We start from the raw sequence: 23,440 nt of genomic DNA on the forward strand, positions 1-23,440 counted from the left end.
CTCGGATGTTATGCGACAGCGATGTCGCCTAATAGTTAAGGGCCAAAGCATGATAAGGGCCTTTCGGCCCATTACTATAACCACAGTAATCGCCATCGTAGCTCTCGGCTGCGCTCTTGCATGGTCATATAAGTTTGGCACTGAGGCTGAACGCGCAGCGTTCATTCCAGCCAAATGGAAAGAAAGAGCCAATATTTATGTTTACAGCAACGGCCCCAGATGCATTCGTGGAGACATGGCGCTCGACATAGTTGCAACAGATATGCTTATTGGCAAAACGGTTACAGACACAAGGGTACTGCTTGGCGAGCCAAACAAGAGCACTGCTGACGCTTTATTTTATGAGTTAGGACATTGCTCTGGCTTTGGGTGGTATGAATCCGACCTAGTCGTGACACTCAGCAAATCTCACCTGGTATCAAAGGCAAAAATTGTGCGCGCGACCCCTAACTAGTGCTTCAAGCTGTTCGCTTCGCTCACTCGAGACCTCCAAAAGCTGCGATTTTGGCCACTCCTTAAGCAAACGTTAAAGGCCCAGCATGAAATTCTTTATAACCATTCTGGCATCAATGCTTTTTTCAAACATCGCCCAAGCCTGCAGGTGCTGGGCACCACCGCCGACAGAGGAAAACATAAGTCAATATCGAAATATAGCCAGAGTGGTGCCGTACGAGTTAAGGGTAGTAAATTTTATAGAGAACACCGAAGAAGACATGGCTATTGAAGGCATGGTTAAGGTCTTAGAAATTTACAAAGGCAGCGCAGAGTCAGTAATATCGTTCAAAAGCGCTGAGCCTCTTTCGAGTTGCGGACAAACCTTAAAGCTGGGCAGGGATTATGTAATTTTCTGGAATGATGATATTTCACCATCCCCATGCACTATAAATTGGACTGAACTAAAACGTATTGGCTGGCCTATGTTTAAAGGCAATCGCCCACCCTTTGTAAACCACCTTACAACCACAGAAATCATTAAAGAAATTAATAAAAGGCAAGGCCTCTAGCAACTGATTCAAGCCGCTCGCTTCGCTCACTCGAGATAGGCTAAAGCCCGCCCCTTAACCAAAAGTTAGGCTCATGAGACAAATCGCACAAACCCTGAGTCATTTGGAAGCATCAAAAATCAAGATCCGAGTTGAAGGCGCCGGAATACCTGTCATTGTTAGCGGCGAGGGACGTCGAAACTTATTTAGGACAGGTCTAGTTTCTGTTTGGGTAGCTATCGACTCACAGTACCAAGATGCATTAATCGCATTAGACAACCCAACACACGTTGCTAAGCAACCCGTGAACGTTGAAGAATTTCATGAGGCCGTAAGAAACACTAGTTTGCTGCCAAAATTCATCCTAAACCTAAACTATCCAGCGATAGCTGCATACACATGTATAACAATATTTATCACCATTGTTATCCATGCATTTGCAACGGCCTAACAACTAGTTCAAGTCGTTCGCTTCCGCTCACTCGGGGCCGGCTAAAGCCGGTCCCTTAACCGCAAGGGCTAACTAACTCATGCACATACCAGCCCTGATCATCATTGATATGCAACGTGGCATGCTCGATCCATCAGCAGGCACTCGCAACAATCCTCAGGCAGAGCAGGCAATCGCAGCGACGCTGAAAGCATGGCGGGGGGCGAAGGTGCCTGTTGTTCATGTGCGTCATATCTCGCGCACACCCGGTTCTCCGTTCTGGCCTGGGCAATCTGGCGTTGAGTTCCAGGAGCAGCTGCAGCCACTGGATACAGAGCATGCGGTTGAGAAGAATGTGCCGGATGCGTTCATCAACTCCGGGCTTGAACGCTGGCTTCACGCCAGAGGCATCGAGGCCGTTGCGATCGTGGGTGTGAGCACCAACAACTCGGTCGAAGCTACGGCTCGTACGGCAGGCAACCTTGGCTTCGCCACCTATGTCGCTGCCGATGCGACGTTTGCATTCGCCAAGGCCGACTACAACGGTGTTATGCGCAGCGCCGAGGATGTACATGCGATGGCTCTGGCAAACCTCAACGGTGAGTACGCCACGGTAGTCACCTCCAGTGAACTACGAGATTTGCTCTAACCATGCGTGAACAAGCGACTCTATCTTGGGTCCCGCAACGGCCCTTGCGTCGCTGGAAGATATCGAGAGCCAGATCCTGGACAGCCCTGCAAACCCGACGATTCGCACCCAAGCTGCGGCATTCGGTCCGTCGCTCGCCGCCACTAAGCCGTTGGTGGAGCAAGCTTCTTCGAAGATGCTCGCCACCAAGTAGCCTAGGTGAAGGCACGTATGGACATTGCTGCACGGCACTCCCTGAAGGTAGTGCAAGCCACAGCGGCGGTGCTCTTTGCTGCTCAGTTATTCCTGGATAAACAGACCATCGCCTGTACGGAGTGACCAGCCCGTGGAGAAGTGGCTGCGGCGGTGCTGGAGTCTGCTTGCCAAACAGTGGAGACCTGATCCGTGCCCAGAGCCATGTTGCTGCTTATCAAGATCGCCCTCAGCCTGCCCATCGCCTATGGCCTGGCTTATCCCTTCCTGCATCCAGGTGCGGGCGGCGGCATTCTCAAGGAGGTGGAGATGCTCGGTCCGGTCGGCAGCCTGATCGCCGTGCTGTTGTTCCTGATGCTGGTGGCGCTCTACTGCCGCGACCTGCAGCGCGCGCTGGCGCTGGTGCGGCCCGCGGCGCGCAAGGCGAAGCCGCGTAGCGTGTGGTTGATGTTTCTGCTGCCGTACAACTTCATCGAGGACTTCTTCATCGTCGCCAACCTGGCCGGCTCGCTGCGCGAAGAGGCACTGCATAACGAGCGACTAAAGCTGTCCAGGGATGCCGGGCTGGTCAGCGGTTGGGGCTGGTGTGCGGCGCAGGTGGTTTCGCTGATCCCCCATCAGCTGGGCTCGCTGGCCGGTCTGTTGGCGATTCTGCTGTGGGTGGTGCATTGGCGCTTCGTGCGGCAGGCCAATGCGGCGCTGGCCCTCAGCCCGGCAGCCGCATCCTGAAGCAGGCGCCCCCTAGCGTGGATTCCTCCAGCTGCAGCTGGCCGCCGTAGCTGTCGAGGATGTCCATCACCACCGCGGTGCCGATGCCCTGCCCGGGGTGCTGGGTATCCAGCCGTTCGCCGCGCTGGAGGATGCGCGCGCGCTGGTCGGCGGGGATGCCGGGGCCGTCGTCTTCCACCTGTAGCTCGTAGCCCTCGGCGGTCTGCCGGGCACCGACGCGGATCTGTCCCAGGCACAGGCGATAAGCGTTCTCCAGCAGATTGCCGAGCAGCTCCAGCAGCGCGCCGCGCTCCATGGGCACCTGCAGGTCGGCCGGGAAGTCACGCACCAGTTGCACGCGCTTGTCACGATAGACCTTGTCCAGAGCGCCGCAGAGGATATCCAGCGTCGCGCCGAACGGCTCGCGGTGGCGCACCAGCCCGCTCTTGCGCAGGCTGGCGCGCTGCAGCTGGTAATCGACCTGCTGGCTCATGCGCTCCACCTGGCTGCGCAGCACCTGGCCCTGCTCGCGGTCGCCGAGCACTTCGCCCACGCCCTGCAGCACCGCCAGCGGCGTTTTCAGGCTGTGTGCCAGATCGCCTAGGGAGTCGCGGTAGCGTTCGCGCTGGCGACGCTCGCCGTCGAGCAGGCGGTTCAGCGAGTCGGTCAGGCGCAGCAGTTCCTGCGGGTGCTGCTGGCTCAGATGGTCCCGCTGGCCAGCCTCTACCTCGTCCAGCTCGCGGCTCAGCCCGCGCAGGCTGCCGAAGCCCCAGGTCAGGCCCAGCCAGAGCAAGCCGAGCAGCACCAGCAGGGCACCGCCCAACCACAGCCACAGCTGGCGATTGAGACCATCGAGCATGGCCTGGTATTCGCTGGCGGGCTGCATGGTGACGATGCTGTAGGCGGCGGCCTGGCCGCGCAGCAGGTCGACCTCCAGGTCGTAAACGAAGTACTCGGTGCCCTGGGCATCACGCAGACGGGTGAAGTCGTGGCCCTGGCCGTCATAGCGCGGGCGGTAATCGAGGCGCTCGTCGCTGCTGGAGGGCGAGCGCCATACCTGTACGCCGTTGCGGTCGTAGATGAATCCCAGCAGCTTGGAGTCGAGCAGGTTGAATTCCTCGTCCGGCATGCGCGCGGGCATGGCCAGGCGCCCATCGTCGATGCGCGCGGCGGAGATGAGGGTGGCGGCGTCGGCTGCCAAGCGCTGTTCGATGACGTTCTCCAGGGCATTGCGAAAGGCGCCCTGCAACAGCGGCAGCAGCGCCAGCATGAACAGTACCGCCAGGGCGGCGGCACCGAGCATCAGGCGCGAACGCAGCGAGCGGATCATCGGCAGCGCTCGGTGAACAGGTAACCCTGGCCGCGCACCGTGTCGATCGGCTTGAGCGCGCAGGCGTCCTCCAGCTTGCGGCGCAGGCGACCGACCAGCACTTCGATCACGTTGGGGTCGCGCTCGTCGTCGCCCTCATAGAGCTGTTCCATCAGGCGATCCTTGGAGACCACCTGCTGCGGGTGCAGCATCAGGTATTCGAGGATGCGGTATTCGAAGGCGGTCAGAGCCAGCGGCTGTTCGTCGACCAGGGCCTGCTTGCGGTTGAGATCGAGCTTCAACGGGCCGGCCTCGACGCTGGCCTGCACCAGCCCCACGGAGCGCCGCAGCAGGGCATGCAGGCGTGCCTCCAGCTCCTCGAACTGGAACGGCTTGACCAGATAATCGTCGGCGCCGGCGGCCAGCCCCTCGACCTTGTCCTGCCAGTTGCCGCGTGCGGTGAGAATCAGGATCGGCAGGCTGCGGCCCTGGCCGCGTAGCTCGCGGATCAGGTCCAGCCCGCTCATGCCGGGCAGGCCCAGATCGACGATGGCGATGTCGTGGTTGAACTCGCGTACCCGGTACAGCGCCTCTTCGGCATCGGCGATGGCATCGACCACGAAGCCGCGTTCGCCGAGGCGGGTATGCAGGTGATGGCGCAACAGCGCCTCGTCTTCGACCACCAGAATCTTCATGTCTGTTCTTCCTCACAACAGGCCGGACGAGAGCCCGGCCTTTTCCCTGGTTGGTCAGAACTTGTAGTTGGCGCCGATGTAGACCTGACTGGTACGGTCCAGGTCGATGGAGCCGACCTTGCTGCCGCCGTGCGGGGCGACCTCGGTGCTGGCATTGGTCTTCATGTAACGGTAGCCAGCTTCGAGCGAGGCGTTCTTGCCCACGTTCTGCAGGATACCGGCCTGCAGGCCCGTTGCCATCCCGATGTCGCTGTCGCGCTTGAGACCGCGACCATCCTGCTCCAGCTTCACCGCACCGACGGTGGCACCGCCGAACAGCTTGGTGCCGCTGTCGTTCAGGGGCAGGAAGGCGTCGTAGCTGCCCAGCAGGTGTTGCTGGCGAAGCTTGTTGCCCTGGGAGTCGTCCGAAACGTTCTCGTAGGTGAGGTAGTAGCGGCCGTCGCGCATTTCCTGACCGGCGCGCACACCCCAGGTGCCGCTGCCATCGATCACCCGGTCCAGGTCGGGATTGTTGAGCTGGCGATTGAGCGAAGCGGAGTTGTCGATGCGGCTGTCGGTCTGGCCCCAGGTCATCCCGACGAAGCTGTCGGCGGCGTTGGCCGACAGCGCGGCGACGGACAGGGCGGTGGCCAGGGCGAATTGGCTGGTGATGTTTTTCATGGTGTTTTCTCCGAGTGGGATAGTGGCTGAACTCGGGAACCATGTTGCCGAGGCGGCGCTGAACCGCGCCTGAACCCTTGCTGAACCGTTGCTGAACGAGACTGCGATGGCCGCCCTGCACAAGAGCGGCGCTTTGCAATAGCCTTGGCGGGCCCTCGCCACGGACTCCCGCCATGTTCAAGAACAGCTTCCACTCCATCGCCACCACCTGGCTGGCCGGCCTGCTCGCCCTGCTGCCGCTGGCACTGTCGCTGGCCCTGCTGGGTTGGGTGGTGAGCCTGCTGAATGGTCTGGTCGGTCCCTCCAGCATGGTCGGCAAACTGTTCGCCGAGCTCGGCCAGCCCTTCGTCAGCAGCCAGGAACTGGCCTGGCTGCTCGGCACCTTGGTGCTGCTGGTCGCGCTCTACCCGCTCGGCCTGGCCGTGCAGCTCGGCCTCAAGGGCCCGCTGAGCCGGCTGTTCCACGCCACCCTGCGGCGCATCCCGCTGATCGGCCCGTTGTATGGCATGGCCGACCGCTTCGTCGGCCTGCTCGACAAGAAGGAGGACGCCGACCTAGCGGCCATGAGCCCGGTCTGGTGTTTCTTCGGCGGCGACGGCACCGCCGTGCTGGCCCTGCTACCCAACCCGCAGCCCATCGAGATCGACGGCCGCGCCTACCACGCCATCCTGGTGCCCACCGCGCCGGTGCCGGTGGGCGGCGGCCTGCTCTACGTGCCGGTGGAATGGGTCAAGCCGGCGGAGATGGGCATGGACAGGTTCACCAGCATCTACGTCTCGATGGGCATCACACCGCCTGGGCCGAACAGGACGGCCACTGCCTGATGACCATGCGCGTCTCCCTGGCCCGCAATGGCTTCCTGCTGACGCCCGCTCAGACCGATGAAGCGCTGCCCTGGTGGAGCTTCGGCAAGACGGTGATCGCGGCCGCCGCCCTGTCGCTGGTGCGCGACGGCCTGCTGGAGTTGGACGAGGCAGTCGCCGAGGGCCCCTTCACCCTGCGCCAGCTGCTGCGTCACCAGGCCGGTCTGGCGGATTACGGCGAACTCACCGACTACCACGCCGCCGTCGCCCACAACGAGGAGCCCTGGCCGGTCGAGGAAATGCTGCAGCGCCTCGACGCCGGCCGCCTGCGCTACCCGCCGGGCACTGGCTGGCGTTACTCCAACGTCGGCTATCTGTACGTGACGCGGCTGATCGAGCGGGCCACCGATCTCGCACTCAGCGAGGCGCTGCAGCAGCGCGTGCTGGCGCCGCTGGGCGTGACGCAGGTGCGCCTGGCGCGCACCCGTGTCGACTGGGGCGTGGGCGCGCCGCCCGCCTACGATCCCGCCTGGGTCTATCACGGTCTGCTGGTCGGCCCGCTGAACCAGGCGACGCTGTTGCTGGATCGTCTGCTGGGTGGCGATTTCCTGCCAGCACCACTGTTGCAGCAGATGCAGACGCCGCATCTGCTCGGCGGCCCGCTGGCCGGCCGCCCCTGGGTCGCACCTGGCTACGGCCTGGGCCTGATGCAGGGCCCGGACGCCAGCGGCCTGTACCTGCACGGCCATACCGGCGGCGGACCGGGTAGCGTGGTGGCGGTGTACCGCAGCGCCTCGGCGAGTTGCGCAGCCTTTCTCGATGGCGATGACCAGGGCGCCGTCGAGGCAGAAGTACTGCGCCAGCTACGCGCCATCGAGGCTACGCACGCCTAGCCGGCCGAACTGCCGACGGTGGGCCGCTGTCGATGCACAACGGACTAGGCTTCAGCCCTTCCCTCACTGCTCAGGAGATTCCCATGCGCGCCCTACTGACCGCTCTGCTGCTGTGTTGCAGCCCTCTCGCCCTGGCCGCCGTGCAGACCCAGGAGATTCCTTACACCAGCGCCGACGGCACGCGCCTGATCGGCTACCACGCCTGGGACGACGCCATCGAGGGCAAGCGCCCCGGGGTGATCGTGGTGCATGAATGGTGGGGCCTGAACGATTACGCCAAGCGCCGCGCCCGCGACCTCGCCGCCCTCGGCTACAGCGCCCTGGCCGTGGACATGTATGGCGAGGGCAAGCACACCGAGCATCCCAAGGACGCCGGCGCCTTCATGCAGGCGGTGATGGCCGACCCGGCCACGCCGCGCGCACGCTTCCAGGCCGGGCTGGACCTGCTCAAGGCGCAACCGCAGACCGACGCCCAGCGGATTGCCGCCATTGGCTACTGCTTCGGCGGCCGCGTGGTGCTGGACATGGCCCGCCAGGGTCTGCCGCTGGCCGCCGTGGTGAGCTTCCACGGTGCGCTGGTCACCGACACCCCTGCCACGCCCGGCAGCGTCAAGGCCAAGGTGCTGGTGGAGCATGGCGCGGCGGACAGCTTCATCACGCCGGAGCAGATCGCCGCGTTCAACGCCGAGATGGACCAGGCCGGCGCCGACTACCGCTTCGTCGAGCTGCCCGGCGCCAAGCACGGCTTCAGCAACCCTGACGCCGACGCGCACAAGGGCCATGGCCTCGATGTGGGCTATCAGAAGGAAGCCGACCAGCGTTCCTGGGCCGATATGCAGCAGTTGCTGAAACAGGTTTTCTGAGCAAAAAAAAAAACGGGAGTCCAAAAGGACTCCCGCACTCGATCAGTAGAGTAAAACCACGGTGGCGACACGCCTGCCGTGGCTACAACCTCACCAGCGTTCACAGGGAACGCATGGCCCATTCTTACCAAAAACAAGCGCTTGCTCTGTAGCGCTTCGTTATCGCCGTGCAAAGAAATGTAAACGGCTGGCCCGACCACCCTGGCCACGGCAGAATGCCGGCCATGACTTCACACATCCCGCCCTTCTGCCAGCTGCTGTCGCAGCCCTTGCCGCTACAGCTGCCCGGCGCACGCCTAGTGCGCGCCAGCTTCGATCCTGCGCACCTGGCGGCCGAGGACTTCCAACGCTGCGCCATCGAGCCGGTGCGCGGTGTGGCCAAGCGCCAGGGCGAATACCTGGCCGGCCGCCTGTGCGCCCGCGAGGCCCTGCGCCAGCTGTGCGGCCAAGCGCTGGTACCCGGGCGCGACGAGGACGGCGTGCCGATCTGGCCGGCTGGTATGGTCGGCTCGATCACTCACGGCGCCGGCCAAGCCGCCGCCATGGTCGCCTCGCGCCAGGATTGGCAGGGCCTGGGCCTGGACCTGGAGAAGCAGCTGAGCGCCGAACGCGCGGCCAAGCTGGCGGGCGAAATTCTCACGCCCGCGGAGATGGAACGCGCCGCCGGGCTGGACGCGGAGCGGTTCTCCCGCCTGGTCACCCTGACGTTCTCGCTCAAGGAGAGCCTGTTCAAGGCCCTCTACCCATTGGTGCTGCAGCGCTTCTACTTCCACGATGCCGAGCTGCTCGGCCATGACGATAGTGGCCACGCCGAGCTGCGTTTGCTGATCGACCTCAGTGCCGACTGGGCGGCAGGCACCAGGCTGAACGGCCGGTTCGCCGAGTTCGACGGCTACCTGCTCAGCCTGGTGGCCATCGCCGCCCACCCGGCGAGCCTGCCGTAGCCCGGATGAAATCCGGGTGGGCCACAGCGACGAGCTGCGCTCCCGGATTGCATCCGGGCTACTCACAACACCGCTAGACGAACGCCTGCTCGCCGAAGCCGCGAGGCAAGCGCTGCCGGCCCGGCAGGCCGCTGAGGCGTTGCGTCCAGGCGGTCCGCCAGTCCGTGCTGGCCCGCTCGCTCTTGTCTCTGCGAGCAGCCCGGCGAGCGGCGTTACGCGCGGTGCGGCGCGCCTCGGTAAAGGCTTCCGTCTTGCGACAGTTGCGGCACTTCACCTTGGCCAGGTCGGTAGTGGAAGGCAGCTTGGTGCCGTGTGAGCCACAGGCGAGGTGGCCGGATACCTTGTAGTGCATGACCATCGGGGCATCTCCTGCATTCGGGCGCGCCGGCCCGATCGACCGACGCGGTATCCCTGCAGGAATTCCGACTCCCGCAGCGCCGCTGCGGTTCAGGCTGAATACCCGAATTTCCTGGGCTGCAGCTCATCCATCCATGGGTGATGGCGCAAAAACGCCAAGGCGGGGCGCGGCACCTGCGTGCCCCGCCCCGCCTGTTCAGCGGTCTGGATCAGGCCAGTTCGGCACGCAGCTGGCGCGCCGCCGCCACCATGTTCACCAGCGCCGCCTCGGTCTCCGCCCAGCCACGGGTCTTCAGGCCGCAGTCCGGGTTGACCCACAGGCGCTCGGCCGGCACGCGCTGGGCGGCCTTGCGCATCAGGCGGACCATCTCGGCGCTGTCCGGCACGCGTGGCGAGTGGATGTCGTACACGCCCGGGCCGATCTCGTTGGGGTACTCGAAGCGCTCGAAGGCATCCAGCAGCTCCATGTCCGAACGTGAGGTCTCGATGGTGATCACGTCGGCGTCCATGGCCGCGATGGACTCGATCACGTCGTTGAACTCGCTGTAGCACATGTGGGTGTGGATCTGGGTTTCATCACGCACGCCGCTGGCCGTCAGGCGGAACGCCTCGGTGGCCCACTCCAGGTAGCCCTGCCACTGCGCGCGGCGCAGCGGCAGGCCCTCCCGGAAGGCAGCCTCGTCGATCTGGATGACCTTGATGCCAGCGGCTTCCAGGTCCACCACCTCGTCGCGGATGGCCAGGGCCAGCTGGCGCGCCTGCTGCTCGCGGGAGATATCGTCACGCGGGAAGGACCACATCAGCATGGTCACCGGGCCGGTCAGCATGCCCTTCATCACCTTGTCGGTGCAGCGCTGGGCGTACTCGATCCAGGACACCGTCATCGGCTGCGGACGCGACAGGTCGCCATAGATCAGCGCCGGTTTCACGCAGCGCGAGCCGTAGCTCTGCACCCAGCCGAAACGGGTGAAGGCGTAGCCGTCGAGCTGCTCGGCGAAATACTCGACCATATCGTTGCGTTCCGCTTCCCCATGCACCAGCACGTCCAGGCCCAGCTGCTCCTGGATGCTCACCGCGTGGCGAATCTCGCTGTGCATGGCCTCGGTGTATTCGGCGGCGGACAGCTTGCCGGCCTTGAACGACTGGCGCGCCAGGCGGATCGCCGAGGTCTGCGGGAAGGAGCCGATGGTGGTGGTGGGGAACGGCGGCAGATCGAGCAGCGCGCGCTGCTTGGCGATGCGCTCGGCGAAGGGCGACTGACGCTGGCTGTCGGCGGCGCTGATAGCCGCCAGACGAGCCTGCACCGCCGGCTTGTGGATACGCGGCGACTGCGCACGGCTGGCCTGCACTTTGCAGCTCTCGGCCAGCCCGGCCTGCACCTCGGCGGCCTGTGGCTCACGCAGGGCCTGGGCCAGCACGGCGACCTCCTGGCACTTCTGCACGGCGAAGGCCAGCCAGCTCTTCAGTTCTGCATCCAGCTTGTCTTCGCGGGCCAGGTCGACCGGGCAGTGCAGCAGCGAGCAGCTCGGCGCCACCCACAGACGCGAGCCCAGGCGCTCATGGGCCTGCTGCAGCACCTCCAGCGCGCCCTGCAGATCAGTGCGCCAGATGTTGCGGCCGTTGACCACGCCCAGCGACAGCACCTTGTAGGACGGTAGGCGATCTAGGATGGCCGGAAACTGCTCCGGCGCGCGCACCAGGTCGATATGCAGGCCATCCACCGGCAGGCTGGCGGCCAGGCCAAGATTGTCTTCCAGGCCGGCGAAGTAGGTGGCGATCAGTTTCTTGCCCGGCTCTTTCTGCAGCAGGTTGTAGGCGCGCTCGAAGGCGTTCTTCCAGTCCTGCGGCAGGTCGAGGGCGAGGATCGGCTCGTCGATCTGCACCCACTCGATGCCCTGGGTGGCCAGGCGCTGGAGGATCTCGCCGTACACCGGCAGCAGGCGTTCGAGCAGGTCGAGGCGATTGAAGTCGCTGCCCTTTTCCTTGCCCAGCCAAAGGTAGGTCAGCGGGCCGATCAGCACCGGCTTGAGGTTGTGGCCCAGGGCCTTGCCCTCTTCCACTTCCTCGAACAGCTGCTCCCAGCTCAGGCTGAACTGCTGGTCAGCGCTGAACTCGGGGACCAGGTAGTGGTAGTTGGTGTCGAACCACTTGGTTAGCTCTTGTGCGAGAAGGGGCTGCGCATGGGCGCCACCACAACAGGTGTTGTGGCTGCTCTTGTTTCCAGAAACCCCACGCGCCATGCCGAACAGGGTCTCCAGGGTCGGCTTGCCGCCATGGACATTGAAACGCTCGGGAATCACGCCGAAGGTCAGCGAGTGGGTCAACACCTGGTCGTACCAGGCGAAGTCGCCGACCGGCAGCAGCTCGATGCCGGCGTCCTTCTGCAACTGCCAATGGGCGGCACGCAGCTCGCGGCCCACGGCGCGCAGGCCGGCTTCGTCCAGCTCGCCTTTCCAGAATGCTTCCTGGGCTTTCTTCAGTTCGCGGTCGCGGCCGATGCGCGGAAAGCCGAGGTTGTGTGCCAATGCCATCTGTCTATCTCCAGTGTTCGTGAATGGCGCACATTCTCGACAGCGGGCAATGCATGAGACAAACTCAACATATTCGTGATGATCACAAGTTTCATTCATTGAGATTCGCTCATGTTGGAATTGCGCCACCTCAAGACCCTGCACGCACTGCGCGAAACCGACAGCTTGGTAGAGGCCGCCGAGCGCCTGCACCTGACCCAGTCGGCCTTGTCGCACCAGTTCAAGGAGCTGGAGGAGCGTTTGGGCATGCAGCTGTTCGTGCGCAAGACCAAGCCGGTGCGCTTCACCAGCGCCGGCCTGCGCCTGCTGCAGCTGGCCGACAGCCTGTTGCCGCAGCTGCGTGCGGCGGAGCGCGACATGGCGCGCCTGGCCGGCGGCACCGCAGGCCGCCTGCATATGGCCATCGAATGCCACAGCTGCTTCCAGTGGCTGATGCCGACCATCGACCAGTTCCGTGACGCCTGGCCGGAGGTGGAGCTGGACCTGGCCTCGGGCTTCTCCTTCGCCCCGCTGCCGGCCCTGGCCCGTGGCGACCTGGACCTGGTGGTGACCTCCGACCCGGTGGACCTGCCCGGCATCACCTATGTGCCGCTGTTCACCTACGAGGCGCTGCTGGCGGTAGCCAACCAGCACGCGCTGGCCAGCCGCTCCTACATCGTCGCCGAGGACCTGGAGAAGGAAACCCTGATCACCTATCCGGTGGAGCGCGACCGCCTGGACATCTTCACCCGCTTCCTCGAACCAGCCGACGTGGAGCCGGCCCAGGTGCGCACCTCGGAGCTGACGGTGATGATGATGCAGCTGGTGGCCAGCGGCCGCGGCGTGTGCAGCCTGCCCAACTGGGCGCTGCACGAATACAGCTCGCGCGGCTACGTCACCGCCAAGCGCCTGGGCGAGCGCGGCCTTTTCGCCACCCTGCAGGCCGGCATCCGCAGCGACATGCTCGATGCGCCCTTCATGCGCGACTTCCTGCTGACCGCCAAGGACACCTCCTTCGCCACCCTGGCCGGAGTCAGCGCCGCGCGCGGTTGAAGCGAGGCGGCAAGACGGCGCCGCGGACGCTACCCTTGCCTGGCCAGACCAGTCATAAGGAAGCTCCATGAGCCTGTCGCTGCTGAACCGCTATGCCTTCTTCGCGTTCTGCGTGCTGTTCACCCTGCTCAGCCTGCCCTTCGTCGGTGCCCATGAGTGGCTGTGGGCGCTGACCCTGCTCGGCGGCGTGCTCAGCCTGGTCGGCATCAACGACCTGCTGCAGACACGCCAGGCGGTGCGGCGCAACTACCCGATCCTCGGCAACATCCGCTACCTGGTGGAGAGCATCCGCCCGGAGATCCGCCAGTACCTGCTGGAGGCCGACGGCGACAAGCTGCCGTTCTCCCGCGCGCAACGCTCGCTGGTGTACGCGCGGGCCAAGAACGAGGGCGCCGACAAGCCTTTCGGCACCCTGAGCGACGTGTACCAGAGCGGCTTCGAATTCATCGGCCACTCCATGCTGCCGGCCGATCACGGCGACCCCGCCACCTTCCGCGTCACCATCGGCGGGCCGCAGTGCCGCCAGCCCTACTCGGCCTCGGTGTTCAACATCTCGGCGATGAGCTTCGGCTCGCTCAGCGCCAACGCCATCCGCGCGCTCAACCAGGGCGCCCAGCTCGGCGGCTTCTACCACGACACCGGCGAAGGCAGCATCAGCCCCTACCACCGCGAACATGGCGGCGACCTGGTGTGGGAGCTGGGCAGCGGCTACTTCGGCTGCCGTGGCGAGGACGGCCGCTTCGACCCCGCGCGCTTCGCCGAACAGGCCGCCAGCGCACAGGTGAAGATGATCGAGATCAAGCTTTCGCAAGGCGCCAAGCCGGGCCACGGCGGCATCCTGCCCAAGCACAAGGTGACCGAGGAAATCTCCCTGACCCGTGGCGTGCCCATGGGCGTGGACTGCATCTCGCCGTCCCGCCACAGCGCCTTCGCCACGCCCGTCGGGCTGCTGCAATTCATCGCGCAGCTACGTGAGCTGTCTGGCGGCAAGCCGGTCGGCTTCAAGCTGTGCCTGGGCCACCCGTGGGAATTCATGGGCATCGCCAAGGCCATGCTGCAGACCGGCATCCTGCCCGACTTCATCGTCATCGACGGCAAGGAGGGCGGCACCGGCGCCGCGCCGCTGGAATTCACCGACCATATCGGCGTGCCGCTGCGCGAGGGCCTGCTGTTCGTCCACAACACCCTGGTCGGCATCAACCTGCGCGACAAGATCCGCCTCGGCGCCAGCGGCAAGATCGTCAGCGCCTTCGACATCGCCAGCGTCATGGCCCTGGGCGCCGACTGGGCCAACTCGGCGCGCGGCTTCATGTTCGCCATCGGCTGCATCCAGAGCCAGTCCTGCCACACCAACAAGTGCCCGACCGGCGTGGCCACCCAGGACCGCCTGCGCCAGCGCGCCCTGGTGGTGCCGGACAAGGCCCAGCGGGTGTACAACTTCCACCGCAACACCATGAAGGGCCTGGCCGAGATGATCGCCGCGGCCGGCCTCAGCCATCCCTCGCAGATCGAGGCCAAGCACCTGGTGCGGCGCATGTCGGCCAGCGAGATCAAGCTGTACTCGCAGCTGCACGTATTCCTCAAGCCCGGCGAGCTGCTCGATGGGCGCATCGACGGCGAGTTCTACCGCCGTATGTGGGCCATGGCACGGGCCGACAGCTTCGAGCCGAGCGCGACTTCGTAGTCAGCTGACGGTTCATTACACTGCGGCTTTTCTTCCCGCGAAAGGCCGCCGCCCATGCGTACCCTGTACCAGTTCCCGATCTCCCATTACTGCGAGAAGACCCGCTGGCACCTGGACCACAAGGGCCTCGACTACCGGGTGGACAACCTCTTCCCCGGCTTCCATCGCCTGCAGAGCAAGCGCCTGGCCGGCATCGTCACCCTGCCGATCCTGCGCGACGGCGAGCAGGTGGTGGGCGACTCCACCGCCATCGCCCTGCACCTGGAGCAGCGCTACCCCGAGCGGCCGCTGCTGCCGCAGGATGCCGAGCAGCGCGCACAGATTCTGGAGCTGGAAGAACGCTTCGACCGCCTGGGCGTACACGTGCGTCGCTGGCTGTACGGCCAGATCGAAGACTGGAGCACGGTGATGCACGCCATGCTCAAGGTCTATCGGCCCTGGTTCGGCCTGCGCGACCTGATGAAGCCGCTGCTGATCGACGGCGTGAAGAAGCTCTACGGCATCCGCCCGGACCGGGTGGCCAAGTCCCGCGAGGAGTTGCTGGCCGGCCTCGACCTGATCGAGCAACTCACCGGCGGCGACCCGGCGCGCTACCTGGTCGGCGACCAGCTGAGCCTGGCCGATGTGGCCGCTGCCGCGCTGTACGGCCCGCTGTTCACTCCGGCCGGCACGCCCTGGGAGCACATCGCCGGCCATGGCCAGGAGACCCAGGCATTCCTCGACCAGCTGTTCGCCCGCCCGGCCGGGCAATGGGTGCTGCGCCGCTACGCCGAAGATCGCCAGCGCCGCGCCTGAGATCTATTCGCTCCAGGGGTCATAGCTACCCACGCTCCACAGCTGGCCCTCGAGGTCGCGACAGGTGAAGCCGCGGCCGCCGTATTCCTCGTCCTTGATCGGGATGAGGATCTCGCCGCCGGCGCGCTGCACCCGGTCGTACGCGCCGTCGACATCCTCCAGCACCAGGTAGATGCCCTGGGTATTGCCGCCGACCTGGCGCGGATCGCGCAGGTTGCCGGTGTAGTCGCCGTCGCGCAGCGTGCCGAGCATCAGCATGCCGTTGCCGTGCAGCAGCTGGGCGTGGTGGATGCTGCCGTCCTCGCCCGGCACGCGCAGCTGCTCGCGCAGGCCGAACACCTCGCCCAGCCAGGCGATGGCGGCCGCGGCGTCGCGGTACAGCACGCAGGGAATCAGGCTGGAACCCTTGTCCATGATCGTTCTCCTCGAGGGGGGTGCCGCGACAGTCAAGCAGGGTTGCCCGTACCGCGCCGCCGCCCGATCGCGCCAGCCGACGAACAGCCACCGGTGGGGCGGAAACCGCTCTGCAACAGGCGATAAAAAGCCGTGCGGCGCCATGCGGCGAACTACGCTTGAAACAAGAGCAAGCATCCTTGAGCAGCCAGGCCAGTCGATCATGGGCGCACTTTGGCAATCGGACGCACCCCAGACTGCGCTCCCCGTGAGCGACCCGGAAGCGCTTTACACCCAGAATCCCCCACCGCGTCGACGCAAGCTGAAAACCCTGCTCTGGATAGGCCTGTGCGGCGGCCTTGTGTTGCTCGGTGTGGCCGCCTACCGCGAGTTCGAGACCGCCTATTTCCAGGCCCGCCAGTTCAGCCAGTTGGCCAGCGAGCTGAGCTACAGCCTGCAGCCCGGCCCCAGCGAAGACATCGCCTTCCCCAGCGACGGGCCGTTCGACAAACGCCTGGGCTACGCCCACCTGCCGCTGCTGCTGGAGCGCCTGCAACAGCGACACTTTCTGATCACCGCTCAGGCCCACCAATCTCCGGCCCTGCTGGCCTATGGAGAGCGCGGCTTCTTTCCGCCGTTCAGGGAAAAGGTCCAGGCCGGCCTGGCCATCAGCGACTGTCGTGGCGAGCCGCTGTATCTGTTCCACTACCCGCAGCAGTTGTATCCAAGCTTTGCCGACATCCCGCCGCTGGTGGTCAACAGCCTGCTGTTCATCGAGAACCGCCACCTGCTCGACCAGGACCAGCCGCGTGCCAACCCGGCGGTGGACTGGCCGCGCTTCGCCAAGGCGGCGCTGTCGCAGGTGGGCAAGAGCTTCGCTATCCAGGAGCAGTCGGCCGGCGGCAGCACCCTGGCCACCCAGCTGGAGAAATACCGTCACTCGCCGGACGGCCTGACCCTGTCGGCCATGGAGAAGCTGCGCCAGATGATCTCCGCCAGCGTGCGCGCCTATCGCGCCGGGCCGGACACCTTCGCCGCGCGCCAGCAGATAGTGCGCGACTACCTCAACAGCGTGCCGCTCTCCGCCGCCCCCGGCCACGGCGAGGTGCACGGCCTGGCCGATGGCCTGCGGGTGTGGTTCGGCGCCGACTTCGCGCGGGTCAACGCCCTGCTCGACCCGGCCCGCACGCCGGTGGCCAGCAGCGCCGAGCGTGGCCTGGCGCTACGCCAGGTGCTGGCACTGATGATCGCCCAGCGCCGCCCTTCCTATTACCTGGCCCAGGGCCGCAAGGAGTTGGAAGCGCTGACCGACAGCCACATCCGCGTGCTGGCCAATGGCGGCGTGATCAGCTGGGCACTGCGCGATGCGGCGCTGGCGCAGAAGCTGCGCTTCCGCGACCTGGAGCAGCACCCGGCGATCCAGCCGGTGCAGGGCAACAAGGGCATCAGCGTGGCCCGCTCGCGCCTGTCCAGCTTGCTCAACATGCCGCTGTACGACCTCGACCGTCTCGACCTCGCCGCCAGCAGCACCCTCAACGGCACGCTGCAGGACCAGATCAGCGCCTACTTGCGCCGCCTGGCCGATCCCGAATTCGCCGGGCAAATCGGCCTCTACGGTGAGCGCCTGCTGTCGCCGGAAAAGACCGCCGACGTGCGCTACAGCTTCACCCTGTTCGAACGCAGCCCGGATGGCGCGCGGGTGCGGGTGCAGACCGACAGCACCGACCAGCCGTTCGACATCAACGAGGGCAGCAAGCTGGAGCTGGGCTCCACCGCCAAGCTGCGGGTGCTGACAACCTACCTGGAAGTGATCGCCGAGCTGCATGCCCGCTACGCCGGGCAGAGCCCCGAGGCGCTGCGCAAGATTGAGGTGGCACCGCAGGATCACCTGAGCCGCTGGATGCTCGACCAGCTGATCGCCAAACCCGAGCAGAACCTGCGCGACACCCTGGAGGCGGCGCTGGAGCGCAAGTACTCGGCCAGCCCCTACGAGACCTTCTTCACCGGCGGCGGCGCGCACACCTTCGGCAACTTCAAACGCGAGGACAACGCGCGCATCCCTACCCTGCGCGAGGCCCTGCGCGAGTCGATCAACCTGCCCTTCATCCGCCTGCTGCGCGACCTGGTGCGCTACAGCACCTACCACGGTGAGAGCAGCAGCGCCGCCCTGCTGCAGGACGACAAGCACCCGCTGCGCGAGGGCTACCTCAAGCGTTTCGCCGATCGCGAGGGCACCACCTTCCTTCTGCGCTTCTGGCGCAAGTACCAGGGCCAGAGCGCCCAGGAGCGCCTGGACACCTTCCTCGAGGGCCTGCGCCCCACCGCCGTGCGCCTGGCCGCCGTGCACCGCTACCTGATGCCGGAAGTGGACGAGGCGACTTTCTCCGCCTTCGTCCGCGCCCACGCCAACGTCAAGACCGAGAAACTGACCGAGAAGAAGCTGCACAGCCTGTACCTGGACTACGGCCCCGGTGCCTGGAGCCTGCCTGACCAGGGCTACATCGCCCGCGTGCACCCGCTGGAGCTGTGGCTGCTGGGCTACCTGATCGAACAGCCACAGGCGACCTTCAAGGACGCCGTGGCGGCCAGCGCCGAGGAGCGCCAGGAGGTCTACGGCTGGCTGTTCAAGACCCGTCACAAGAGCGCCCGCGACAGCCGCATCCGCACTCTGCTGGAAGTCGAAGCATTCCTCGATATCCACCAGCGCTGGCAGCGCCTGGGCTACCCGTTCGAGCACCTGGTGCCGTCGTTGGCCACCGCCATCGGCAGCTCCGGCGACCGCCCGGCGGCGCTGGCCGAGCTGATGGGCATCATCCAGAACGACGGCATTCGCCAGCCTAGCGTGCGTATCGACCGCCTGCATTTCGCGGCGGACACGCCCTACGAGACACTGCTGCAGCAGAACAGCCAGCGTGGCGAACGGGTATTGCCCTCGGAAGTGGCGGCGGCGCTACGCGGCGCCCTGTCCCAGGTGGTCGAGGCCGGCACCGCGCGGCGCCTGCATGGCAGCTTCCAACTGGCCGACGGCACGCCGCTGGTGCTCGGCGGCAAGACCGGCACCGGCGACAACCGTATCGAGAGCACCACCCGCGGCGGTCATGTGCTCAGCTCACGGGCGATGAACCGCACGGCGACCTTCGTCTTCTACTTGGGCCCGCGCCACTTCGGCACCCTCACCGCCTTCGTTCCGGGCCAGGCGGCGGAAGGCTTCCGCTTCACCTCGGCGCTGCCGGTGCAGGTGCTCAAGGGCATGGCGCCGATCCTCACGCCCTACCTGGCGCCAGCCAGCCACACCGGCTGCGGCCTGCCACCGGCCGCCGTGCAGGTGCGCCGGCTATAGCCTCACTGCGGCAGGCACTGCTCGTTCAGGGTATGGGTTTCGCGCTCGCTGCAGTGGGCCAGCCCGGCCTCGCTGCACTCGCGGCCGATCACCAGTTGTTCGCCTTCCAGCGCCCAGCTCGCCTCCGGCAGCTCGACGCGGGCCAGCTGCGCACAGCTGCTGGTGTCGTAGAAGGTCAGCTCGCCGCCGGAGCCACTAAAGCTCTGCACCAGCAGGCGCTGCTCGCCGGCATCCAGCAGCACCGCGTTGCGCAGCCAGATGCCGCCATCCACTTCGCAGGCCTTACCGCCCTGCACCGGACGAATGCGCAGGGGCGGCTCGGGGAAGCTGTCCACCTCGCCGTCCAGCTTGTAGTTGTCGAACTCGACGCGCATCCGCGCGCCGGCGCCGACGTACAGCGCGGGCGTCTGTGCCTGCACCGCCACGGCGCGGTAGCTACAGTCGGCCAGGGCCGGCGCAGCCACCAGCAAAGCCAGGGCCGACAGCAGGGTCTTCTTCATCCTTGAATCCTCGGGCACAAAAAAGCCGATGCGGTGGCATCGGCTTCGGGGGAACGACTCGGCTTACTCGGCCTTGGCCTTCTCGGCGGCGTCCTTGATCAGGGTCTGCAGCTCACCCTTCTCGAACATCTCGGTCATGATGTCGCTGCCGCCGACCAGCTCACCGGCCACCCACAGCTGCGGGAAGGTCGGCCAGTTGGCGTACTTGGGCAGGTTGGCGCGGATTTCCGGGTTCTGCAGGATGTCCACGTAGGCGAACTTCTCGCCACAGGCCATCACCACCTGCGCGGCGCGGGACGAGAAGCCGCACTGCGGTGCGTTCGGCGAGCCTTTCATGTACAGCAGGATGGTGTTGTTGGCGATCTGCTCTTTGATGGTATCGATAATATCCACGACTCACCTCGTCTGAACTTCCCCGGACCAGCGCCGGGCGGGATGGCGCGATTGTAACCGAAAAACCCAGCAGCGGGCTCGGGGATGGCGCGGCAACTCCCTGGCGAGCCGCTGGATGGCTAGACTGGATGGCAGGCGACGGCAGGAGTCGGGGGGGGCGATGCAGTGAAGTGGCTGATCAAGGCGATGGGCATGCTGTGCCTGTGCGGCTCCGCGCAGGGCACCCTCGCCGAGACCTTCGAGGTGGGCTTCTACGACTATCCGCCGATGATGATCGAGGACGGCAGGCGCGGCATCTACCAGGACATCCTCGATGAACTGGCCAAGCTCACCGGCGACCGCTTCGACGTGCAGTACTACCCCTACCCGCGCATCGGTCTGCTGTTCAACGAGGGACAGCTGGACCTCGAGCCGGGCGTCTATCCCGGCTGGGTGCAGAGCCAACCGGTGCCGGGGCTGTTCTCCGCGCCCTTCGGCAAGGTGGTCGACGTGCTGGTGTTCACCCCACACAAGACTTTCGCAGTGAAGCGGCCGGAGGACCTGCGCGGCAAATCGGTGGGCATGGTGCGCGGCTACGCCTACCCGGAGCTGGCAGAGCTGGTCGCCTCGGGGCAGATCGACCGGCGCAATGGTCTGAACGAACAGCAGTTGCTGGGGATGCTGGCCAAATCGCGCTTCGATCAGATCATCGTCAACAAGGCCATCGCCCAGTACCACATGCGCGAAGAGCCGGAGTATCGCCGACTCGAGATCGGCGATGTGATCAGCTCATACGACGTGAGCATGCGCGTTCATCCCAAACATGCGGCCTGGCTGGACAAGCTGGACGCGGCGATCGTCCAGCTCAAGCAGCAAGGCATCATCGACGAGATCTACGCCCGCTACGGCGTGCATCTCTGAAGCGCTAGGCAGCTTCCACCCGCACCGGCACCCCATTCAACGCCGCGTTGCCGGACACCGCGTCCAGCTGGCGATCATCGGTCAGGTCATTGGCGCTGGCGCCCGGCTGGGCACTGGCGATGCCCATCTGCACGCCAGGGCGGGCATGGCCCCAGCCGTGCGGCAGGCTGACCACGCCGGGCATCATTTCGTCGCTGGCCACGGCCTCCACCTCGATCTCGCCGACCCGCGACTGCACGCGCACCCGCTGACCGTCGGCCAGGCCACGGCCGGCCATATCCTGCGGGTGCATCAGCAGCTGATGGCGCGGCTTGCCCTTCACCAGGCGTTGGTAGTTGTGCATCCAGGAGTTGTTGCTGCGCACATGGCGACGGCCGATCAGCACCAGCTCGCCCTCGGCCGGCAGCGGCTGGGCGGCGAAGCGCGCCAGGTCCGCGACCAGCAGCTCGGGCGCGGCCTCGATGGCCTTCGATTCGGTCTTCAGCCGCGCCGCCAGGTTCGGCTGCAGCGGGCCCAGGTCGATGCCGTGCGGCGCCTCGCGCAGCGCCGCCAGGCTGAGCTTGTGCTCGGACTTGTCGCCGTAGGGACCGAAACGCAGGCCCATGTCGATCATCTGCGCCGGCGGCATGCTCGGCTTGAGGTGGGTGCCGTTCTTCGCGGCGAAGGCCTTGGCCAGGCCGACGAAGATTTCCCAGTCATCCAGCGCGCCTTCCGGCTTGGCCAGCACCGGTTCGTTGAAGCGGGTGACGTTGCGCACGGCAAACAGGTTGAAGGTGGTGTCGTAGTGATCGTGTTCCAGCGGCGCGGTGGGCGGCAGGATCAGGTCGGCGTGGCGGGTGGTCTCGTTGATATAGAGGTCCACCGAAACCATGAAGTCCAGGCCATCCAGCGCCTGCTCCAGCTGACGGCCGTTGGGCGTCGACAGCACCGGGTTGCCGGCCACCGTGACCAGCGCGCGAATCTGCCCCTCGCCGGGGGTGAGCATCTCCTCGGCCAACGCCGCCACCGGCAGCTCGCCGCCGTATTCCGGCAGGCCGGAAACGCGGCTCTGCCAGACGTTGAAGTGGCCGCCAGAGGTGGTTGCCACCAGGTCCAGCGCCGGGCTGGTGCACAGCGCGCCGCCGACCCGGTCGAGGTTGCCGGTGACCAGGTTGATCAGCTGGATCAGCCAGTGGCACAGGCTGCCGAAGGCCTGGGTCGATACGCCCATGCGCCCGTAGCACACCGCCGAATCGGCGGCGGCAAAGTCACGGGCCAGTTGGCGGATGTCCTGCGCCGGCACGCCGCAGCGGCCACTCATGGCTTCGGCCGTGAATGGCGCGATAGCCTCCTTCACCTGCTCCAGGCCATTGACCGGCAGCGCGCTGGCGCGGGTCAGGCCCTCGGCGAACAGGGTGTTGAGCAAACCGAGTAGCAGCGCCGCGTCGTTGCCCGGGCGCACGAACAGGTGCTGGTCGGCCATCGCCGCCGTCTCGCTGCGCCGTGGGTCGACCACCACCAGCTTGCCGCCGCGGGCCTTGAGCGCCTTGAGGCGTTTCTCCACGTCCGGCACGGTCATGATGCTGCCGTTGGAGGCCAGCGGGTTGCCACCGAGGATCAGCATGAACTGGGTGTGGTCGATGTCCGGGATCGGCAGCAGCAGGCCGTGGCCGTACATCAGGTAGCTGGTCAGGTGGTGCGGCAACTGGTCCACCGAGGTGGCGGAGAAGCGGTTGCGCGTCTTCAGCTGGCCGAGGAAGTAGTTGCTGTGGGTCATCAGTCCGTAGTTGTGCACGCTGGGGTTGCCCTGGTACACGGCCACGGCGTTCTTGCCGTGCGCGGCCTGGATCGCCGCGAAGCGCTCGGCGACCAGCTCGAAGGCTGCGTCCCAGCCGATGGGCTGCCACTGGCCGGCGACTTTGTGCAGCGGCTGGCGCACCCGGTCCGGGTCGTTCTGGATGTCTTGCAGCGCCACCGCTTTCGGGCAGATATGGCCACGGCTGAAGCTGTCCTGGGCGTCGCCCTTGATCGACAGGATATGGCGGCCGTCGTCGCGGTCTTCGGTTTCGATGGTCAGGCCGCAGATGGCCTCACACAGGTGACAGGCACGGTGATGGAGGGTCTTGGTCATGGCCTAGCCTCTATTGTTCTGATCGAGACGACCGGTCTAGTCGCATGAGCCTGACTATGGCGGCTGCAGACTGGCTTGGCCAGGGTTCTCAGCCTCATGAATCGACGAGCATCATGGTCGCCGATTCCGCCCCGGCCGAGCGGCCGATACATCCGGAAAACCTGCCAACCGGGGCTTATTTGCTCCAGTGCGTCCTTTCCTTATAAGATCGCGCCTCCCCCATTTGTCGCCCTCTCGCGGCTCCAGCCGTTGTGTGGGCTGCTTTTCCCCTGAAAA

The 23,440-nt window shown here is 65.5% G+C and carries 21 protein-coding genes; 12 read left to right on the plus strand and 9 right to left on the minus strand.

The genetic code is table 11. The annotated features are described in order from the left end of the window. Window positions 1–713: 713 nt before the first annotated feature. The 3 genes from N7607_RS14855 to N7607_RS14865 all read left to right on the plus strand — a co-directional run bounded on the left by N7607_RS14855 (window position 714) and on the right by N7607_RS14865 (window position 2,983). Window positions 714–1,004 carry a hypothetical protein gene (locus N7607_RS14855; RefSeq protein ID WP_279868049.1) on the plus strand — a complete coding sequence of 97 codons (291 nt, stop codon included), beginning with the start codon at window positions 714–716 and terminating at the stop codon, window positions 1,002–1,004. A gap of 509 nt (window positions 1,005–1,513) precedes the next feature. Beyond that, window positions 1,514–2,062: a cysteine hydrolase family protein gene (locus tag N7607_RS14860; RefSeq protein ID WP_279868048.1), complete on the plus strand. Its 549-nt coding sequence runs from the start codon at window positions 1,514–1,516 to the stop codon at window positions 2,060–2,062. 396 nt (window positions 2,063–2,458) lie between these two features. Further along, a complete protein-coding gene (locus N7607_RS14865; protein WP_279868047.1) occupies window positions 2,459–2,983 on the plus strand; it encodes a hypothetical protein in 525 nt (174 codons plus the stop codon). Here N7607_RS14865 and N7607_RS14870 read toward each other — a convergent pair. Genes N7607_RS14870 through N7607_RS14880 form a run of 3 tightly spaced genes read right to left on the minus strand, consistent with a single transcriptional unit; the run spans window position 2,961 to window position 5,626 of the window. Continuing rightward, entirely contained in the window at window positions 2,961–4,292 is a 1,332-nt protein-coding gene (locus N7607_RS14870; RefSeq protein WP_279868046.1) for an ATP-binding protein, read from the minus strand. The two genes, N7607_RS14865 and N7607_RS14870, sit on opposite strands and share 23 nt — an antisense overlap. After that, window positions 4,289–4,966, minus strand: coding sequence for a response regulator (locus N7607_RS14875; protein WP_279868045.1), 678 nt, complete (start codon window positions 4,964–4,966; stop codon window positions 4,289–4,291). Before N7607_RS14875 ends, N7607_RS14870 begins: the two co-directional genes overlap by 4 nt. Before the next feature lie 54 nt (window positions 4,967–5,020). Continuing rightward, on the minus strand, window positions 5,021–5,626 hold the full coding sequence (locus N7607_RS14880; RefSeq protein ID WP_279868044.1) for an outer membrane beta-barrel protein: 606 nt from the start codon (window positions 5,624–5,626) through the stop codon (window positions 5,021–5,023). A 173-nt stretch (window positions 5,627–5,799) separates the two neighbouring features. Here N7607_RS14880 and N7607_RS14885 point away from each other — a divergent pair, with 173 nt between their 5' ends. The 4 genes from N7607_RS14885 to N7607_RS14900 all read left to right on the plus strand — a co-directional run bounded on the left by N7607_RS14885 (window position 5,800) and on the right by N7607_RS14900 (window position 9,129). Beyond that, entirely contained in the window at window positions 5,800–6,450 is a 651-nt protein-coding gene (locus N7607_RS14885) for a DUF502 domain-containing protein (RefSeq protein ID WP_279868042.1), read from the plus strand. Window positions 6,451–6,455: 5 nt separating this feature from the next. Continuing rightward, a complete protein-coding gene (locus N7607_RS14890) occupies window positions 6,456–7,322 on the plus strand; it encodes a serine hydrolase (RefSeq protein WP_279868067.1) in 867 nt (288 codons plus the stop codon). 83 nt (window positions 7,323–7,405) lie between these two features. Then, the gene (locus N7607_RS14895; protein ID WP_279868041.1) at window positions 7,406–8,185 is read left to right on the plus strand and encodes a dienelactone hydrolase family protein; all 780 of its coding nucleotides are present in this window, start codon (window positions 7,406–7,408) and stop codon (window positions 8,183–8,185) included. Window positions 8,186–8,409: 224 nt separating this feature from the next. Further along, window positions 8,410–9,129: a 4'-phosphopantetheinyl transferase superfamily protein gene (locus tag N7607_RS14900; protein ID WP_279868040.1), complete on the plus strand. Its 720-nt coding sequence runs from the start codon at window positions 8,410–8,412 to the stop codon at window positions 9,127–9,129. A 73-nt stretch (window positions 9,130–9,202) separates the two neighbouring features. Here N7607_RS14900 and N7607_RS14905 read toward each other — a convergent pair whose 3' ends face one another. Both N7607_RS14905 and metE read right to left on the minus strand, forming a co-directional pair. Further along, window positions 9,203–9,487, minus strand: a complete 285-nt coding sequence (locus N7607_RS14905) for a hypothetical protein (protein WP_279868039.1) — start codon at window positions 9,485–9,487, stop codon at window positions 9,203–9,205. A gap of 208 nt (window positions 9,488–9,695) precedes the next feature. Beyond that, entirely contained in the window at window positions 9,696–12,017 is a 2,322-nt protein-coding gene (gene metE / locus N7607_RS14910; protein WP_279868038.1) for a 5-methyltetrahydropteroyltriglutamate--homocysteine S-methyltransferase, read from the minus strand. 111 nt (window positions 12,018–12,128) lie between these two features. Between metE and metR the strand changes: the two genes are divergently transcribed. The 3 genes from metR (at window position 12,129) to N7607_RS14925 (ending at window position 15,528) form a co-directional block, all read left to right on the plus strand. Further along, the gene (metR, locus tag N7607_RS14915; RefSeq protein ID WP_192397541.1) at window positions 12,129–13,049 is read left to right on the plus strand and encodes a transcriptional regulator MetR; all 921 of its coding nucleotides are present in this window, start codon (window positions 12,129–12,131) and stop codon (window positions 13,047–13,049) included. A gap of 67 nt (window positions 13,050–13,116) precedes the next feature. Then, the gene (locus N7607_RS14920) at window positions 13,117–14,733 is read left to right on the plus strand and encodes an FMN-binding glutamate synthase family protein (protein WP_279868036.1); all 1,617 of its coding nucleotides are present in this window, start codon (window positions 13,117–13,119) and stop codon (window positions 14,731–14,733) included. 54 nt (window positions 14,734–14,787) lie between these two features. Then, on the plus strand, window positions 14,788–15,528 hold the full coding sequence (locus tag N7607_RS14925; RefSeq protein ID WP_279868035.1) for a glutathione S-transferase family protein: 741 nt from the start codon (window positions 14,788–14,790) through the stop codon (window positions 15,526–15,528). Between the two features lie 3 nt (window positions 15,529–15,531). On the opposite strand, the gene N7607_RS14930 is transcribed toward N7607_RS14925, so the two are convergent. Further along, window positions 15,532–15,942: a VOC family protein gene (locus N7607_RS14930; RefSeq protein WP_279868034.1), complete on the minus strand. Its 411-nt coding sequence runs from the start codon at window positions 15,940–15,942 to the stop codon at window positions 15,532–15,534. Window positions 15,943–16,144: 202 nt separating this feature from the next. On the opposite strand from N7607_RS14930, the gene N7607_RS14935 reads away from it, so the two are divergent. Then, a complete protein-coding gene (locus tag N7607_RS14935; protein ID WP_279868033.1) occupies window positions 16,145–19,261 on the plus strand; it encodes a transglycosylase domain-containing protein in 3,117 nt (1,038 codons plus the stop codon). A gap of 2 nt (window positions 19,262–19,263) precedes the next feature. Here the strand turns inward: N7607_RS14935 and N7607_RS14940 are convergent, their stop codons facing one another. After that, window positions 19,264–19,761 carry a hypothetical protein gene (locus N7607_RS14940; protein WP_279868032.1) on the minus strand — a complete coding sequence of 166 codons (498 nt, stop codon included), beginning with the start codon at window positions 19,759–19,761 and terminating at the stop codon, window positions 19,264–19,266. 63 nt (window positions 19,762–19,824) lie between these two features. After that, window positions 19,825–20,154: a Grx4 family monothiol glutaredoxin gene (gene grxD, locus N7607_RS14945; protein WP_137971558.1), complete on the minus strand. Its 330-nt coding sequence runs from the start codon at window positions 20,152–20,154 to the stop codon at window positions 19,825–19,827. A gap of 165 nt (window positions 20,155–20,319) precedes the next feature. On the opposite strand from grxD, the gene N7607_RS14950 reads away from it, so the two are divergent. Then, window positions 20,320–21,054, plus strand: coding sequence for a transporter substrate-binding domain-containing protein (locus N7607_RS14950; protein ID WP_279868029.1), 735 nt, complete (start codon window positions 20,320–20,322; stop codon window positions 21,052–21,054). A gap of 4 nt (window positions 21,055–21,058) precedes the next feature. Here the strand turns inward: N7607_RS14950 and N7607_RS14955 are convergent, their stop codons facing one another. Beyond that, window positions 21,059–23,164: a molybdopterin oxidoreductase family protein gene (locus N7607_RS14955; RefSeq protein ID WP_279868028.1), complete on the minus strand. Its 2,106-nt coding sequence runs from the start codon at window positions 23,162–23,164 to the stop codon at window positions 21,059–21,061. Between the last annotated feature and the right edge of the window lie 276 nt (window positions 23,165–23,440).

Origin of the sequence: Pseudomonas sp. GD04019, from assembly GCF_029837695.1 — a bacterium.
GTDB lineage: Bacteria > Pseudomonadota > Gammaproteobacteria > Pseudomonadales > Pseudomonadaceae > Aquipseudomonas.

What these genes read in the sequence shown, in the direction of transcription:
- N7607_RS14855 (WP_279868049.1), top strand. Translation starts at nt 714, where the DNA reads ATGGCTATTGAAGGCATGGTTAAGGTCTTAGAAATTTACAAAGGCAGC.
- N7607_RS14860 (WP_279868048.1), top strand. Translation starts at nt 1,514, where the DNA reads ATGCACATACCAGCCCTGATCATCATTGATATGCAACGTGGCATGCTC.
- N7607_RS14865 (WP_279868047.1), top strand. Translation starts at nt 2,459, where the DNA reads ATGTTGCTGCTTATCAAGATCGCCCTCAGCCTGCCCATCGCCTATGGC.
- N7607_RS14870 (WP_279868046.1), bottom strand. Translation starts at nt 4,292, where the DNA reads ATGATCCGCTCGCTGCGTTCGCGCCTGATGCTCGGTGCCGCCGCCCTG.
- N7607_RS14875 (WP_279868045.1), bottom strand. Translation starts at nt 4,966, where the DNA reads ATGAAGATTCTGGTGGTCGAAGACGAGGCGCTGTTGCGCCATCACCTG.
- N7607_RS14880 (WP_279868044.1), bottom strand. Translation starts at nt 5,626, where the DNA reads ATGAAAAACATCACCAGCCAATTCGCCCTGGCCACCGCCCTGTCCGTC.
- N7607_RS14885 (WP_279868042.1), top strand. Translation starts at nt 5,800, where the DNA reads ATGTTCAAGAACAGCTTCCACTCCATCGCCACCACCTGGCTGGCCGGC.
- N7607_RS14890 (WP_279868067.1), top strand. Translation starts at nt 6,456, where the DNA reads ATGCGCGTCTCCCTGGCCCGCAATGGCTTCCTGCTGACGCCCGCTCAG.
- N7607_RS14895 (WP_279868041.1), top strand. Translation starts at nt 7,406, where the DNA reads ATGCGCGCCCTACTGACCGCTCTGCTGCTGTGTTGCAGCCCTCTCGCC.
- N7607_RS14900 (WP_279868040.1), top strand. Translation starts at nt 8,410, where the DNA reads ATGACTTCACACATCCCGCCCTTCTGCCAGCTGCTGTCGCAGCCCTTG.
- N7607_RS14905 (WP_279868039.1), bottom strand. Translation starts at nt 9,487, where the DNA reads ATGGTCATGCACTACAAGGTATCCGGCCACCTCGCCTGTGGCTCACAC.
- metE (WP_279868038.1), bottom strand. Translation starts at nt 12,017, where the DNA reads ATGGCATTGGCACACAACCTCGGCTTTCCGCGCATCGGCCGCGACCGC.
- metR (WP_192397541.1), top strand. Translation starts at nt 12,129, where the DNA reads ATGTTGGAATTGCGCCACCTCAAGACCCTGCACGCACTGCGCGAAACC.
- N7607_RS14920 (WP_279868036.1), top strand. Translation starts at nt 13,117, where the DNA reads ATGAGCCTGTCGCTGCTGAACCGCTATGCCTTCTTCGCGTTCTGCGTG.
- N7607_RS14925 (WP_279868035.1), top strand. Translation starts at nt 14,788, where the DNA reads ATGCGTACCCTGTACCAGTTCCCGATCTCCCATTACTGCGAGAAGACC.
- N7607_RS14930 (WP_279868034.1), bottom strand. Translation starts at nt 15,942, where the DNA reads ATGGACAAGGGTTCCAGCCTGATTCCCTGCGTGCTGTACCGCGACGCC.
- N7607_RS14935 (WP_279868033.1), top strand. Translation starts at nt 16,145, where the DNA reads ATGGGCGCACTTTGGCAATCGGACGCACCCCAGACTGCGCTCCCCGTG.
- N7607_RS14940 (WP_279868032.1), bottom strand. Translation starts at nt 19,761, where the DNA reads ATGAAGAAGACCCTGCTGTCGGCCCTGGCTTTGCTGGTGGCTGCGCCG.
- N7607_RS14955 (WP_279868028.1), bottom strand. Translation starts at nt 23,164, where the DNA reads ATGACCAAGACCCTCCATCACCGTGCCTGTCACCTGTGTGAGGCCATC.